Genomic DNA, 15311 nt, shown 5'->3' with positions numbered 1-15311 from the left:
ATCGTGTGAACGATGTCCCGACACATTACAGACGTGCGCGGAGGGGGACTTGAACCCCCACCCTCTTATGCGAGGACTAGCACCTCAAGCTAGCGCGTCTACCTATTCCGCCACCCGCGCGAGCGGCTTTGGCCAGTCTATTGTGTTGCACTGGCCGAAGACAACAGGAAAGACTCTACACATGGATTTCGAGAATGCCAAAACGAGGGGGCCTCTATATGTCACGTGGATGGCCTGCCAGTTACCTCGCGTGAGCTGCTAGCTCTAGAATGAAAGCCGTTCCATGGGCTTATTTACTGGCTTCAAGCGAGCTAGATGCCGCTCATGTCGTTGCTCGGTTTCTTCCTGTTTTCCACCTGGAGTGTGACGAAATGCACGTTGCTGTGATCAGTATGCACACCTCGCCGCGTGCAACAGCGGGCGGAGGGGACGCCGGTGGTCTCAATGTTTTCGTCGATCAAACGTCCCGTGCCCTCGCAGCCGCCGGCGTGAGCGTTGACGTTTTCACACGAGATGAACCGGGAAGCATCAAAGTGACCCCCGGCTACCGTGTCCACACGCTACCCGCGGGGCCAGCTGATGCCCCCAAGGAAGAGCTCCCCCAGTACACGGATGAGTTCGCTCAACAGTTGTCCCAGCATCCAGCTTTTATGGCTGCAGATGTGGTTCACGCCCACTATTGGCTCTCAGCCGACGCCGCCCTCAAAGCCGCTCACGGCAAGCCGGTTATCGCAACCTTTCACACCACCTCCGCGCGGAAGCGGCATCACGGCCACACCCGGACTGCCGTGGAAACCTTCCGTGAGCAGACGGAACAACGCATCGCCGCCGAAGCGTACGGGCTCACAGCAAATACCGTGACAGACCGGGCGGAGCTCAGTGACGACCTACGGGTCCAGCTTGAGAAGATCACGATCGCCCGTCCCGGGATCGACCGCAGCGTGTTCCACCCAGAAGGGCCTACGGCTTCCTGGCCAGTAGAGCCCGGAGCACACCGGAGCGGGCTCAAGATGTTGTTCGCTGGCAGGTTCCAGGACTATAAGGGCCCGGATGTCGCGCTAGATACCCTGGCTGCGCTGAAAGATGCGAGGTGTGAAGCGAGCCTGGTCATGATCGGGGATCAGTCTGGGCCCGGTTCGATGGACCTAGCGGCACGGGCACGCGCGCGAGGCGTCGAGGATCGGGTTGCGTTCAAACCCCCGATGCCCCAGAAACGGCTCGCGTTAATGTACAGGGCCGCTGACGTTGTTGTGGTGCCATCTCGCCACGAGACATTCGGTCTTGTAGCGGCCGAGGCACTAGCTTCCGGCACCCCTGTTGTAGGGCATGCCGCAGGTGGCTTACTTGATTTGATTGACGACGGCGTTGACGGCTTGCTGATTCACTCACGTGATCCACACGAGTGGGCGCGCGCGTTGTCGCCATGGGCTAAGGGCGGTGTCCCCCACGACGTAGCGCTCGCGGCCGCAGATCACGGCCGGCACTTCTCGTGGGAGTCCACCGCCTCAACGCTTCTGGACCTCTACCGTCAGGCGGCTACGCACCCAAGGGGCGAACGTACCCTGTGAAGTGGACCCGAGGCTTCTTCCTGGCGCTGAACCCGGTGAAGCCAACAAGCCCCTCAACTTCCTCTCCCGTGTTTCCCTCACCAAAATCTGCGTTCTTCACCGCAGTCTGGTTAAAGCTGATGCGGGACGGGATCGGAACGGGCGCACCGAATTCGATGTGCCACTCATAGCCTCCGCAAGCAGTTGCATCAGCCGGTTCAACAGCAGCCAGCGCGTGCGCTGCGAGGTCCGCGCCGTGAACGATCGCGGTTTTCATGCCCAACAGTCTCGCACTCACGTTGGAGAGATGGATCGGGTTGTAATCCCCCAGGATCCCGGCCCACCTACGGCCCTCCCCTGGTTCAAAGCTCCACTGAGCGTTCATCTGCGGAAGGTCAGGCGTCTCCCGTTCGGGTCGTTCCGGCTTCTGCGCACCGTTGAGAGAGACCCCCTTAGCGAGGAACACACCCGTCCCCTTCCAGACCACGTCGCCACCGTCATCGAGCACACGCGTTTCGATCTCACACGCCACACCTGCGTAATGCGCATCGAGTGAAAGCGGCCGGACCTCGAAAGTGAGCCTCTCCCCCGGCACGATGGTGCGGTGATGCTCAACCGTGTTGGTCAAGTGGATCATCCCGAGCATCGGCAACGGGAACTCCGGCTGCCGCATGAGCTCGATCAGCAACGGAAACGCTGTACCAAACACCACGATGCTCGGCACGGAATCCCTAGTGGGCGCCCCAACGTGACGGTTGACAGCGTTGACGGTTTCCCGGGAGATCGTGACCCCACGCACGCCGAGCCCACCACTCGGGAGGCTACCTGCAGAGACCTTCTTTGGCCGCTTCTTAAGCGCCTCGGTACCCGCTTGCGCATAGATCTTCCCCAGGCTTGGCAGCGCGTCGAGATAACGGATGGACATACTCACGCTCCGATCAGGCTCTGGCCACACACCCGCAGAGTCTGGCCATTGACACCACCCGCGCCGTCAGATGCGAGGAAGCTGATCGCTTCGGCAACATCCACGGGCAAGCCTCCCTGTTGAAGGCTTGGCATCACGAGCCGGCCCACCACACGCGGGCCGAGTGGGATCTTGGCTGTCATGTCAGTTTCGATGAAGCCCGGAGCGACCGCGTTGATCGAGCCACCGTGGGCCGCGAACCTCTCGGCTTCAGCCGCAACCATCGCGATCACGCCAGCTTTCGATGCTGCATAGTTAGTTTGGCCTCGGTTACCGGCAATACCGGAGGTTGAGGCGAGTGTCACTACACGCAGGCCATCGAGCCCCGCCTCCTGGAACTGCTTGTTCATGCGCAACTGGGATTCCAGGTTCACTGCCATGACGCTGTTCCACCGTGACTCATCCATGTTGGCCAGCAACTTATCGCGCGTGATGCCCGCGTTATGGATCACGATGTCGAGGCCGCCGTGTAGCTGGCGTGCATGCTCGATAATGCGCTCGCCAGCGTCTGCAGCCGTGACGTCGAGCTGGAGCGCGGTTCCCTTGATCTCGTTGGCCACTGTGGTGAGCGATTCGGATGCCCCTGGCATGTCGATCGCGATGACGCGTGCGCCGTCGCGAGCCAAAACCTTAGCGATCGCGGCGCCGATGCCACGGGCCGCACCGGTGACGGCTGCGACTTTACCTTCTAGTCGTTTCTCCGGGTTCTCTGGCAGTGTTCCAGCGGCACTGCTGACTTCGATGAATTGGCCGTCAACGTAAGCCGAGCGACCCGAAAGTAAGAAACGTAGCGCCGCCTGGACGCTCGTTGCATCCACATCGACGGAATTATCTAACACGATGCCGTTGCCGGTCGATCCCCAACGGAGCTCGCGAGCGAGCGAACGCATCATGCCGGTTACGGCACCGCGGGCGCTAGCTTGGGCTGTGGATGTGGCTTGATCCGCTCGGCGCATGAGGGCCACAACACGGCCGGTGCGTGCGAGCTTCTTGACCAGCGGGGACGCGGTCATCGCTACGCTGCTCAGCTCTTCTGGAGTATTGATTTCTTCGGTGCACAGGATGATGGCACCGATCTCACCGCGCACAGAATCAGGGTGGGTTGTGGCGTTGACACCCCACGTTCCGAGCAGATCCGCGATCCGTTGGACGCTTTTGCTCCGGGTTTCCAGTTGTGTTTCCACCCCGAGCACGACCGCCGTGCCAGGCACGAGCGGCGCACCTTCCTCAAAGCGGCGCAGCGTGGTTGGCCGGGGTAGCCCGAGCTTCTTGCTCAGGAATTTACCGAACCCTGCTTGGGTGAATTTCATGTACTGATCAGCCATATTAGAAAGCCTCCACGATAGCTACAGCGCCCTGGCCGCCTGCCGCGCACACGGATACGAGCGCGCGTGCCTTGCTGCCCTTGGCGTGAACCATCTTGGCGGCCGAGGCGATGATGCGCCCGCCGGTTGCTGCGAACGGGTGGCCGGCTGCCAGGGAGGATCCGTTGACGTTGAGCTTGGAACGGTCGATCGAACCGAGCGGGGCCTTCAAGCCGAGCTTGGTGGTGCAGAACTCTTCGTCTTCCCATGCCTTCAGGGTCGAGAGCACGGTACCGGCGAAGGCCTCATGGATCTCGTAGAAATCGAAGTCCTGAAGCGTGAGGCCGTTACGCTCGAGCATGCGTGGGACGGCGTAGGCAGGAGCCATGAGGAGGCCCTCTTCACCACCAACAAAATCCACGGCACCGAGCTCGTAGTCAACGAGCTTGGCCAGCTTCGGCAGGCCCTTCTCATCAGCGTATTCAACCGAGCTCAACAGAACAGCTGATGCGCCGTCGGTCAGAGGGGTCGAGTTACCGGCGGTCATCGTTGGTTCCGATTTCAGGCTCTTGCCGTAAACGGTCTTGAGCTTCGCGAGCTTCTCAACCGTGGAATCCGGGCGCATATTGTTATCGCGAGTGAGCCCCTGGAATCCGGTGATGAGGTCGTCGAAGAAGTTCTCGTCGTAAGCTTTCGCGAGGTTGCGGTGGCTTGCAGCGGCAAGCTCATCCTGGGCCTCGCGAGTAATTCCCCAGCGTTCGTTCGTGATCGCCTGGTGCTCACCCATCGACAAGCCGGTGCGAGGCTCGGCAGTGCCCGGCGCAACTGGCTTGAGGTGGGATGGTCGGATCGATGCGATCGCCGCGAGCTTCTGCTTGACGGTCTTCGCTGTCGTGAGGCGCACCAGGATCTTACGTAGCCCGTCCGTGACAACGACTGGAGCGTCGGAGATGCTGTCCACCCCGCCTGCCACGCCGACGTCGATGCGGCCGTGAGCGATCTTGTCGGCTACGGAGCCGACGGCTTCAACGCCGGTCGCGCACGCCATCTGAACATCGTGGGCAGGCGTTGCCGGGTCAAGCTGGGAGCCCAGAACGACCTCGCGGGTCAAGTTGAAGTCCTTTGGGTGCTTCAGTACGGCACCAGCGGCCACGGCGCCAAGCCGTTCCCCTTGCAAACCAAAGCGGGCAACGAGCCCATCGAGGGCGGCAAGCATCATGTCTTTCTCAGACACATCGGCGTATGCGGTGTAGGCGCGTGCGAACGGAATGCGGTTACCACCAACAATCGCAACCTCACGAGGCGCAGATACACCTGGGTTCTGCGGCTTAGGCTCAGCTTTACTTACTGCTTCTGCCTTGTTTGCCGGGGAGTTTTCTGGGGACTTGTTCACGGACTTGTGTCCTCTCTAGTGGAGTCTCTATTCGAGCTTGAAGCTAACAGTGCCTCATGTGATTCAACCAATACTCAGCGTACCTGATACTATCGGTATCGTGAAATACATCACACAGTATTCAATGCGTTACAAGCGAGGCTGACCCATGCACAGCGATCAAGCCGAAGGCTCACTCGCCACACATGATGATGAACACCGCACAATTGATGAACACCAAACTGATGAGCGCAGTGCTGACGAGCGCGAAGGCGACGGACGCGCAACACGTTGGGAAGACCACCGCAGGCAACGGCGCGAAGAACTCCTCATAGCCGCCCGCCGAGCCATCCACCACGGCGGCCCACAGCTATCGATGGACGAGATCGCAGCAGCCGCGCAAACATCCAAGTCCGTCTACTACCGATACTTCGGCGACAAAGACGGTCTACGTGCTGCGATTTCCCAAAAAATCATCACGCGTGTGAGGGCACACGTGATCGACGCTGGCCGCCGAGCCACCACACCCGAAGGCGGACTCACAGCGATGATCCGCGAATACCTCGACCAAGCACAAAGCTCCCCCGCGCTCTATGCGTTCGTGATGCACCCCGAAAACGCTGCCGGCGTCATGCCGACCAGCAGCTCAATCGAGACCGATGTAGCGGCCAAGGCCCGCAACGACATCACATCGCTCATGACGTCCGGGCTACGCCAAATCACCCCGCATCACAGCAGCGAGCTCTTTGACACCCTCTGGGCTGAATCCGCGCTCGGATTCATCCTCTCCGCAGTTGACCACTGGCTGACCCACCAAAACGAAAACAGCACCCCAGCTGCACAACTAGCTCAGGCAATCAGTACGTGGCTCACCCACGGGGTCCTCTCCCCCATCGACATGGACAACCAAACCGAAACACCCGCCGCAGCACTAGGAAAGGCACACTGACCATGAGTAGCACCAGCATCAACGTAAACCGCTTGAATCAGTACCTCTTGGGCAGCTTTGCCGAAGCACGCACTGAAGCACGCGAACGCGTCAAAGACACACGTCTGCACAAGATCGAGGGTCAGGTCCTAGCTGACCAGCGCCAGCACGTTTTCAACAACCTCAAGATCCTGGTTGAACAAGACGCGATCTCCCGCGCGTTCCCAACCGAGCTCGGCGGCCGTGACGACCACGGCGGCAACATCTCTGCTTTCGAGGAGCTCGTCATCGCTGACCCTTCGATGCAGATCAAAGCCGGCGTTCAGTGGGGCCTGTTCGGCTCAGCCGTGCTGCACCTTGGGACCGAGGAACACCATCGTAAGTGGATCCCACAGATCATCAGCCTTGAGCTCCCCGGTGCGTTCGCGATGACCGAGGCTGGCCACGGCTCAGACGTTGCAAGCATCGGCACCACCGCAACCTATGACGAAGATGCCGAAGAGTTCGTGATCCACACCCCGTTCCGGGCGGCTTGGAAGGACTACCTCGGTAACGCAGCTCTGCACGGCCGTGCAGCCACCGTCTTCGCTCAGCTAATCACCAAGGGTGTCAACCACGGTGTGCACTGTTTCATGGTTCCGATCCGCGATGAGGACGGCAACCTGCTTCCAGGCGTTGGCGCAGAAGACGATGGCGTCAAGGGTGGCCTCAACGGCATCGACAACGGCATGCTGCACTTCACGAACGTGCGCATTCCACGCACCAACCTGCTGAACCGTTACGGCGACGTCGCGGCTGACGGCACGTATTCTTCAAGCATCGATTCCCCGGGGCGCCGCTTCTTCACGATGATCTCAACCTTGGTTCAGGGCCGAGTGTCTCTCGATGGCGCTTCGATCGCCGCGTCCAAGGTCGGCTTGGGTATTGCGGTGACGTACGCGAATCAGCGCCGCCAGTTCGCTGCCGCCGGCAACCGCGAGCAGCTGCTGCTGGATTATGGCCGCCATCAGCGCCGCTTGATCCCTCTTCTGGCCAAGGCTTATGCCGGAACGTTCGCCCACGATGAGCTGCTACTCAAGTTCGATACGGTGTTCTCCGGCCGCGAAGACAACGACGAAGCCCGTCAGGACCTCGAAACGTTGGCTGCGGCGTTGAAACCGGTCAGCACATGGGATGCGATGGATACACTGCAAGAATGCCGCGAAGCATGCGGTGGCGCGGGGTTCATGGCCGAGAACCGATTGACCTCCCTGCGCGCAGACCTGGATGTTTACACGACATTCGAAGGCGATAACAACGTTCTGCTTCAGTTGGTGGGCAAGCGCCTACTGACCGAATTCGCCGGCCAGCTCAAGGGTATGGAGCCGCTGGGCTTGGCGACCTTCGCCGCGAAGTCTCTGGCGGAGAACTTCTATTCACATTCCGGTTTGCGCAACGTTGTTCAGGATGCCCTGGATACCGCATCAGAGCGCCGCACAGCTAAGAACCTCAAGGATCCGCAGGTTCAGCACGAATTGCTCTCAGCACGCGTTCGCATGGCTGTCGAAGAGATCGCGAAAGCGCTCAACGCGGTACGCAAAGCCTCCCCTGGCGATCAAGCCGATGTTTTCAACCAGCATCAGAACAGCCTCGTGCTTGCCTCCAAGGCTCACGCCCGCTTGCTTCAGTGGGAGGCGTTCACTCGCGCGATCGAGGCGTTCGAAGAAAAACACGGCGAGTCGTGGGACGGCACCGCGCAGGTTCTGACGTGGGTACGCGATGTTTTCGCGCTCACCGTGATCGAGGAGGAGCTCGGCTGGTACATGATGCACGGCCTTATTTCTCCTCACCGCGGCCGCACCCTGACCGAGTACCTGGATCGTTTGATCACCCGTCTGCGCCCGCACGCTCAGGATCTGGTTGATGCGTTCGGTTACACACAAGAGCACTACCGCGCACCGATCTCTTCTGGCCGCGAGCAGGAACGTCAGGACGAAGCGCACGCCTACTACGAGAAGCTGCGCAAGGACCCGGACGCCCCGGTGTCAGAGAAAACGCTGCGCGCTAAAGAAAAAGCCGCCAAGTAAGACCACGCTGAGCCGAGCCAACTCAGCCAACTAACGCCGCGTATGGCCTGCGCCGATGGGTGCAGGCCATACGCGGTTATAGCTGGTTAAAGGTCTGCACGCCAATAATGTTTGAATATTCACATGAGTAGTCTGCGTTCTTCCAACGAAAATCTCTCCCGCAACGACGCGCAGCAACGTTCGCGCACCGTGCAAGCCCACACGTACCAGTTGCATCTTGACTTCATGAGTGCGGTGAGTGAGAACCCCACACACTTTGAGCTCACAACCACCCTGCAGTTCACAGCAGTTGCCGGTTCCGAAACGTTCCTGGACTACGTCGACGGGATCGTTGAGCAGATTACCCTCAACGGCCGCGAGGTTCCGGTCAATGATGCTGTCGATGGGGCACGCATCTACCTGCGGGGCCTTGAAGCCGAGAACACGGTGACGATCCGTTCGAAATCCGCCTACTCACGCTCGGGTGAAGGCGTCCACTACTTCAAAGACCCAACCGATGGCCAGGTCTACCTGTACTCCCAGAATGAGCCAGCAGACTGCCGCCGCATCTATCCGTGCTTTGACCAGCCGGATCAGAAGGCCCGCTTCAGCGTATCCATCACCGCGCCAAGCGACTGGCATGCGGATGCTAACGGTTCGCTCGAGGCAACCGAGGATCACGGCGACGGTAGCGCGACCCGCTCCTTCACCACAACCGAGCCGATGTCGACCTACATCACCACATTCCTCGCCGGGCCGTACGCGACCTGGCAGGACCACTACAACGAGACCACCGCATCGGGCGTTGAAGTCTCTGTTCCGTTGCAGTTGGCGTGCCGCGCGTCCATCGCTGAACACCTGGACCACGAGGAACTGTTCACGCTCACCAAGCAGGGGCTCGACTGGTTCCATACCCACTTCGACTACGCATACCCGTGGGGTGACTATCACCAGGTGTTCGTACCGGAATACAACCTCGGCGCGATGGAGAACCCGGGCCTGGTGACGTTCACGGAAGCCTATGTTTTCACCTCGGCGCCGACGCTGGCTCAGCACGAGGGACGCGCGAACACGATCATGCACGAGATGTCACACATGTGGTTCGGCGACCTCGTGACGATGACGTGGTGGGATGACCTGTGGCTCAAGGAATCCTTCGCGGACTACATCGGCACCCTCGTGGTCGATGAAGCAACCCGCTTCGCAACCGCCTGGACGACGTTCGCCTCGCGCCGCAAGGGCTGGGCCTACACACAGGACCAGTACCCGACGACCCACCCGATCATGGCCGACATCGTGGACCTTGAAGCCGCGGATCAGAACTTCGATGGCATCACGTACGCGAAGGGTGCTTCGGTTCTGAAGCAGCTCGCCGCCTACGTGGGTCAGGACGCGTTCCTGCAGGCATCGCGCACGTACTTCCAGCGCCACGCGTGGGGCAACACTACCCTGGATGATTTCCTGGTGATCCTTTCCGAGGCATCCGGCCGCGACATGCAGGCGTGGGCTGAGGCGTGGCTCAACACGTCGGGCCCATCAAGCCTGTGGGTTGAAACGGAAACGGATGCCGATGGGGTTGTCACCTCCGCTGTTGTGAAGCAGCAGGGAACGGACCCGGTGACGGGCAAGGAGGTGGTGCGTCCGCAGGTGCTCAAGGTTGGCTTGTTCGAGGCTGGCGACGCCGCTGATGCTGATGCGGTTGAGCAGGCTGCCGAACCTGCACGTCTGGTTGAGGCGTTCGAGGTTCGCCTTGAGGGTGAGTCCGCACCAGTTCCTGAGTTGGTGGGCCGCACCTTGGTTGCGGGCCGTAGCGCCGTGTTGCCGAACCAGGGTGACCTCACGTATGCGAAGGTCCGCCTGGAGGGCGCTTCGCTTGATGTCGCTTTGACGGTTGGTTTGGATTCCGAGCTGGACCGTGCAACCGCGCTTGCTGCCGCATGGAACATGACCCGTGACGGCGACCTACCTGCCGAGCGTTTCATCGATGGCGTAGTCGCTAACTCCGCGTTGATCGAGGACTCCGGCGTCTTGGCTACCGTACTGGGGCAGGCGGGTATCGCTGTTCGCGGCTACACGACCAAGGACCAGCGCGCCGAGATCGCACAGCGGTGGCTCACGTTCTTGCTGACTCAGGTTCTTGAAGAAGAGGTCGGCTCTGACCGCCGCCTCGTATTCACTCGTTCGCTGCTCTACACGGCTGCTCGGGTTTCCGAGCTTCCAGAGGGCCTGCTCGACGTGGTTGAGTCCTGGCATCAGGACAAGGAGACCCTGGGCGAAGAGCTGACGTGGGCCTCGCTGACAGTGCTCGCCGCGCACGGCCGCGCTACCGCTGAAGACATCGAGGCTGAGCACCACCGCAAGCCAACTCAGGATGCTGCATGTGGTTTGCGTGAGGCGCTTGCCGCCCGCCCGGATGCTGAGGTCAAGAAGGAGATCCGCGCGAACGTGTACGTAGGCAAAGAATCCGACGGCACGGTTCTATCCAACGACTACCTGCAGGCCTACGCAGACGGTCTGGGCATCGACCCGGCCCACAAGGATCAACCTGAACCGGCCGAGTACTGGGAGCGGATCGAGAGCGTGTGGGCTTCGATGTCGCAGGGCCAGGCGACCCGCGTTGTTGAGGGCCTCTTCCCTGGCGCGGTTGAACTGGCCGACGGCGACCTCAAGTACAACCCTGAGATCATGCGTGCACGTAGGTGGCTTGATGGATCCAAGGACGCGCCAGCTGCGTTGCGTCGCCTCGTTCAAGAAGAGCTTGATGATGCTGAGCGTCGCCTAGCCGCGCAAGCAGCTAGCTCGAAGGCATAGAAAAACAGAGGCTTAGCACAGCCTCTCTCACATAAAAATAGTGGGCACGTCACCAAGAGCTTGGCGACGTGCCCACTATTTTACTGCTTCCTTCACTGGCCGAAAATGCTTACTGGGTTCCTGGCTGAGTTCCCGACTGGTCGATTAGCTCGGAGCAATCTCCATCGAGGAGGCTTTCAAGCTCCTGGTCCGCTTGGAGTGCCGCCTTGTCAGCGTTGGTCAGCGCGGTCTTGATCTCTTCGCCGTTAGCTGGCCAATAGCCGGCGCCTTCTGCCTGTTTGAGGTTGTTGAGCCCGGCCTGTGCTGCATCGCGGGCTTCACCGTTAATGTTTCGGGCCGACTGAAGTAGCTTCACGACCCCCGAGAGATCGGTCAGCTTGTCGTTGTATGCATCGGTGGTTTCAGCTACCGCATCAGTGGCTTTCTTTTCCGCCTTCTTGGCTTCGTCACCTGAGATGTCTCCATTTTCTATCTTCTCAACGATCGCATCATAGGCCTGGATGGCTTCGTCACGGTCTGCTTGAGCCTTGGATACGGCCGCATTCAGGTCTTCGAGGCTTCCGTAATCCTCCTCCGCGATCTGCAGAGCCGAGGAGACCAACGTCTTGGCCTTTTCGCTCTTGTCGTGAGAGAGCTCGATATTTTTCTTCAGGTCAGCCGAATAGTTGTTGGACTGGTAGTCCTCAGCGAGGAGTTTCTTCTCCGCTACGTTGAGATTGCCCAGCGTAGCTTCGATGTTCTGCTGGATAGTTAGAGTCTGCGTGTTTGCTTCTGCAAAGCACGATGCGGCATTCGCGCCTTTCTCTGGCGCTACGGTGCTAGCTGGGCTGGCAGTGGCAGTTCCGCCAAGTGCGAGCCCTCCGATGAGTAGTCCGGTTGCGGTTGCTGTTGCAATATTCCTTACGGTCTTCATGTGAACCTCCAACATGATGCGTTGTCGCCATTGCTGGTTGTTTCTAGACGTGCCGTGACGATTTTCGTCCACGGCTCCTTATCCGGTTCTCTTGCAACACAGGCACGGGATGTTTGATTCTCGCTCTGCGGGAGCTATAAGTCCCCGGGCCTGATATTTCTAACGTTAAGCACATGTAAGGGCCCGTGTAAAGAGGCTGTCCTTCTACGGCAAACGAGCCGTCCACTCTGGGTCCTGGAACTTCTTCTCGGCAAGGTTCCGCGCCTCCGCCAGCGTCTCCTCATCCAAGTGGACGCGCCGAGCCCCATACTTTCGTTCGAAGGCGCTCATCATGACCTCAAGAATGTCTTCACGGGCAGTGTTGCCAGTCTGACGTTTCAGCGGGTCAACTCGTTTCTTCGCCGAGGCAATCCCCTTATCGGAGATCTTCTCCCGCCCAATGCGTAAGACCTCCATCATTTTCTCAGCGTCGATGTCATAACTCATCGTCACGTGATGCAGTAAGCCACCGCCAGCCAACCGTTTCTGGGCAGCGCCGCCGATCTTCCCTTGCTCGGTAGCAATGTCATTCAATGGAACGTAGCGCGCCTCGACCCCCAGCTCGCTCAACGCTTCCATGACCCACGCATCCAAAAACGGATACGAGTCAGCGAAACTCATGCCATCAACCAAGGTCGCCGGCACAGTCAACGAATAGGTCACACAGTTACCCGACTCCATGAACATGGCTCCACCGCCACTGATGCGACGCACCACAGTGACACCATGCCGCTCGGCCGCTTCAACATCGACCTCATTCGAAAGCGACTGGAAAGAACCGATCACTACTGCCGGCTCATTCCATTCCCACAAACGCAACGTAGGTTTGCGCTTTCCTGCAGCCACCTGACGGGTCAAAACCTCATCGAGTGCCGTGTTCCACGAGATCGGATACGCGACCGGCTCAAGAATTTCCCACTCGTGATCAGCCCACGTTGTTGAATGACCCAGGGCCCGGCGTACCGCCGTCGCAACCGCGTGAGCATCGAAACCGAACATGACCGCGTCCTCGCGCAGTCCAGCCTCAACCGCTTTAACCAACTTCGAGTGGCTTACATCTGCCGCCAGACCAGTGAGCGCATGATTGATGTCAGCTAACGCCTCATCAGGTTCCAGGAAAAAGTCGCCGTTGATCATCGCTTGCTCGATGCGTCCGCCATCAACTACAAGGTCGGCAACCACAAGTTTTCCACCTGGAACCTTATATTCGCCGTGGTGAGTAAAGGCTGGCCCACGATTGCTGTTCACGATGTTACTCATGCTTCTACCCTAACGCTGGCAAGCTAAATGGGGCTGACACCCGTAGGTGTCAGCCCCATTGAATGCGCGCTGCACAGTGTGCGCGCCGCAATGCTTGCGATGCAGAACTTAGCGCTTGCCGCCGAAGCCCTTGAAGCGCTGGTTGAAGCGCTCCACACGACCAGCGGAGTCCATGATGCGCTGCTTACCCGTGTAGAACGGGTGCGATGCCGCGGAGATTTCAACGTCAACAACCGGGTAGGTGTTGCCGTCCTCCCACTCGATGGTCTTATCGGAAGTCATGGTCGAGCGAGTCAAGTACTTCTCGCCGGAAGCCAGGTCACGGAAAACCACGGCCTCGTACGTTGGGTGAATTTCAGCCTTCATATATCTGCACCTTTAAAGATCTAGTGCGCCTGGATTTTGCCAGTCGCGATGGTTTCGGTGGCGTTCAGGCACGCGCACGTGCGTGAACAGCTTTTCAAGTCTACATGCTCAGCTAGCAGATAGCACACTCAATCTGAGCGCGTTGCCTATACGAAGAGTTTGATGAGCATCGTGACTACAGCCACCGAGCCGATCACCACAATGGTCCCGCGCAGGATCGTGGGGGACAGTTTGCGCCCCACTCGCCCACCGATCCAACCGCCTACGGTTGAGCCTGCCGTGACCATCAGAACCACGGGCCACGAAATCCTGTCCCAGGCAAACAAGAGATAGCTCAACGCAGCAACGATATTGACCGCCAAGGTCAGAACCACCTTGAGCGCATTGGATTGCTGCAAAGAGCCGAAAAGCATGACTCCGAAAATCGCGAACAGAATCACGCCCTGCGCCGCGGTGAAGAACCCCCCATAGATACCCGTAAGGAATACGAGTACGTACAGAAACGGTGACAACTGCTGATGATCAGGCGTACGCAACTGCGTTGAACCGGTACGGGCTTGAACTAGGGCAGAGAGCCGCGGCTGGAAGACAACCAAAAACAACGCGAACAGAATGAGGGCAGGTGCAACCCAATCGAACACGTCGTCAGGAACGTTCAAAAGTAACGCTGCACCGCACAACCCGCCCGCAACTGAGGCAGGCAGAAGCCGCAGAAACGTGCGCGGAACAGTCTTCAGCTCTTCGCGGTAACCATAAGCGCCAGAAAACCCGCCGGCCACCAGCCCCATCGCGTTAGAAACCACCGCATTCACGGGGTTCATACCCATCGACACCAAAACAGGGAACGTCACCAACGTGCCCGAACCCACAACCGTGTTGATGGTTCCAGCCCATAAGCCAGATAGAAAGATCAGCCCTAGCTGCCAGAATTCCCACTCACCCACAGGAGCCGGACCTTCTAGCGTGCAAACGCGCTATAGCGGCCCTGCTCGGTCCGGGTCAGCTTAACGTCCACGCCGAACGTCTTCTTCAGGTTCTCTTCGGTCAGCGTGTCTTCGATCGAGCCCTTCGCCGTAACCTCGCCGTCTTTGAGCATCAAAACATGCGTGAAACCAGGAGGGATCTCTTCAAGGTGATGCGTCACCAAGATCAGGGCAGGCGCGTACGGGCTATGCGCGAGCTCGGACATACGCGAGACCAGATCTTCACGCCCGCCCAGGTCCAAACCATTCGCTGGTTCATCCAGCAGCATCAGCTCAGGGTCAGTCATGAGGGCACGGGCAATGAGAACGCGTGCCTTTTCGCCGCCAGACAACGTGGCAAACCTGCGTGACATCAATGTCCCGGCACCCCAGTCCTGCAATAGCTGGAAGGCGCGGCGCTCATCGTCCTTATCGTATTTTTCACGCCAACGGCCCGTCATACCGTAAGCAGCAGAAACCACCAGATCCAGGGCCTGCTCGCGCTCCCGCACCATCGACGCAACCGAGCTCGATGCCAATCCGATCGATGGTCGCAGATCCGCAACGTTAACGCGCCCCAAACGCTCACCCAGAATGTCCACTGTGCCGGCGGAAGGGAACATCTGCGTTGCTGCGATTTTCATCAACGTCGTTTTACCTGCGCCGTTCGGACCCAACACAACCCACCGTTGGTCTTCGCTCACCTGCCAATTAACGTCTTTAAGCAGGTACTTCCGGCCGCGCCACAGGCTGACATCTTCCAGGTTCAAAACGGAGCTCATGCACACCACTTTAGGACA

The 15311-nt window shown here is 59.4% G+C and carries 12 protein-coding genes and 1 tRNA gene; 4 read left to right on the top strand and 9 right to left on the bottom strand.

Annotated elements, in window-relative coordinates:
• Window positions 1-34: 34 nt before the first annotated feature.
• Window positions 35-120, bottom strand: a tRNA-Leu gene (locus HMPREF3160_RS09415).
• A gap of 251 nt (window positions 121-371) precedes the next feature.
• Here HMPREF3160_RS09415 and HMPREF3160_RS09410 point away from each other — a divergent pair.
• The gene (locus HMPREF3160_RS09410; RefSeq protein WP_070508129.1) at window positions 372-1568 is read left to right on the top strand and encodes a glycosyltransferase; all 1197 of its coding nucleotides are present in this window, start codon (window positions 372-374) and stop codon (window positions 1566-1568) included.
• Here HMPREF3160_RS09410 and HMPREF3160_RS09405 read toward each other — a convergent pair.
• The 3 genes from HMPREF3160_RS09405 to HMPREF3160_RS09395 are packed head-to-tail and all read right to left on the bottom strand — an operon-like array spanning window position 1537 to window position 5208.
• The gene (locus HMPREF3160_RS09405; RefSeq protein WP_070508128.1) at window positions 1537-2472 is read right to left on the bottom strand and encodes a MaoC/PaaZ C-terminal domain-containing protein; all 936 of its coding nucleotides are present in this window, start codon (window positions 2470-2472) and stop codon (window positions 1537-1539) included. The genes HMPREF3160_RS09410 and HMPREF3160_RS09405 overlap by 32 nt on opposite strands.
• Before the next feature lie 2 nt (window positions 2473-2474).
• Window positions 2475-3836 carry a 3-oxoacyl-ACP reductase gene (locus tag HMPREF3160_RS09400; RefSeq protein ID WP_070508127.1) on the bottom strand — a complete coding sequence of 454 codons (1362 nt, stop codon included), beginning with the start codon at window positions 3834-3836 and terminating at the stop codon, window positions 2475-2477.
• Between the two features lies 1 nt (window position 3837).
• Complete coding sequence (locus HMPREF3160_RS09395) at window positions 3838-5208, bottom strand: acetyl-CoA C-acetyltransferase (RefSeq protein WP_083285617.1); 1371 nt, start codon at window positions 5206-5208, stop codon at window positions 3838-3840.
• 148 nt (window positions 5209-5356) lie between these two features.
• Between HMPREF3160_RS09395 and HMPREF3160_RS09390 the strand changes: the two genes are divergently transcribed.
• From HMPREF3160_RS09390 to pepN, 3 genes are all read left to right on the top strand, one after another.
• Entirely contained in the window at window positions 5357-6136 is a 780-nt protein-coding gene (locus HMPREF3160_RS09390; RefSeq protein WP_070508126.1) for a TetR/AcrR family transcriptional regulator, read from the top strand.
• Window positions 6137-6138: 2 nt separating this feature from the next.
• Window positions 6139-8181 (top strand): acyl-CoA dehydrogenase family protein, encoded by a 2043-nt coding sequence (locus HMPREF3160_RS09385; protein WP_070508125.1) that lies wholly within the window; start codon window positions 6139-6141, stop codon window positions 8179-8181.
• 123 nt (window positions 8182-8304) lie between these two features.
• Window positions 8305-10971: an aminopeptidase N gene (gene pepN / locus HMPREF3160_RS09380; RefSeq protein ID WP_070508124.1), complete on the top strand. Its 2667-nt coding sequence runs from the start codon at window positions 8305-8307 to the stop codon at window positions 10969-10971.
• A gap of 109 nt (window positions 10972-11080) precedes the next feature.
• Here the strand turns inward: pepN and HMPREF3160_RS09375 are convergent, their stop codons facing one another.
• The 5 genes from HMPREF3160_RS09375 to HMPREF3160_RS09355 form a co-directional block, all read right to left on the bottom strand.
• Window positions 11081-11884 carry a hypothetical protein gene (locus tag HMPREF3160_RS09375; RefSeq protein ID WP_141739899.1) on the bottom strand — a complete coding sequence of 268 codons (804 nt, stop codon included), beginning with the start codon at window positions 11882-11884 and terminating at the stop codon, window positions 11081-11083.
• Between the two features lie 204 nt (window positions 11885-12088).
• A complete protein-coding gene (locus HMPREF3160_RS09370; RefSeq protein WP_070508122.1) occupies window positions 12089-13183 on the bottom strand; it encodes a lipoate-protein ligase LplAB in 1095 nt (364 codons plus the stop codon).
• Between the two features lie 108 nt (window positions 13184-13291).
• Window positions 13292-13549: a type B 50S ribosomal protein L31 gene (locus HMPREF3160_RS09365; RefSeq protein WP_035755666.1), complete on the bottom strand. Its 258-nt coding sequence runs from the start codon at window positions 13547-13549 to the stop codon at window positions 13292-13294.
• A 146-nt stretch (window positions 13550-13695) separates the two neighbouring features.
• Complete coding sequence (locus HMPREF3160_RS09360) at window positions 13696-14493, bottom strand: sulfite exporter TauE/SafE family protein (protein ID WP_070508121.1); 798 nt, start codon at window positions 14491-14493, stop codon at window positions 13696-13698.
• Window positions 14494-14507: 14 nt separating this feature from the next.
• On the bottom strand, window positions 14508-15293 hold the full coding sequence (locus HMPREF3160_RS09355) for an ABC transporter ATP-binding protein (RefSeq protein WP_070508120.1): 786 nt from the start codon (window positions 15291-15293) through the stop codon (window positions 14508-14510).
• Window positions 15294-15311: the final 18 nt, after the last annotated feature.

The sequence above is a fragment of the Arthrobacter sp. HMSC06H05 genome (genome assembly GCF_001807395.1).
Lineage (GTDB): Bacteria > Actinomycetota > Actinomycetes > Actinomycetales > Micrococcaceae > Pseudoglutamicibacter > Pseudoglutamicibacter albus.
This window is presented reverse-complemented; position numbering and strand designations above follow the sequence as displayed.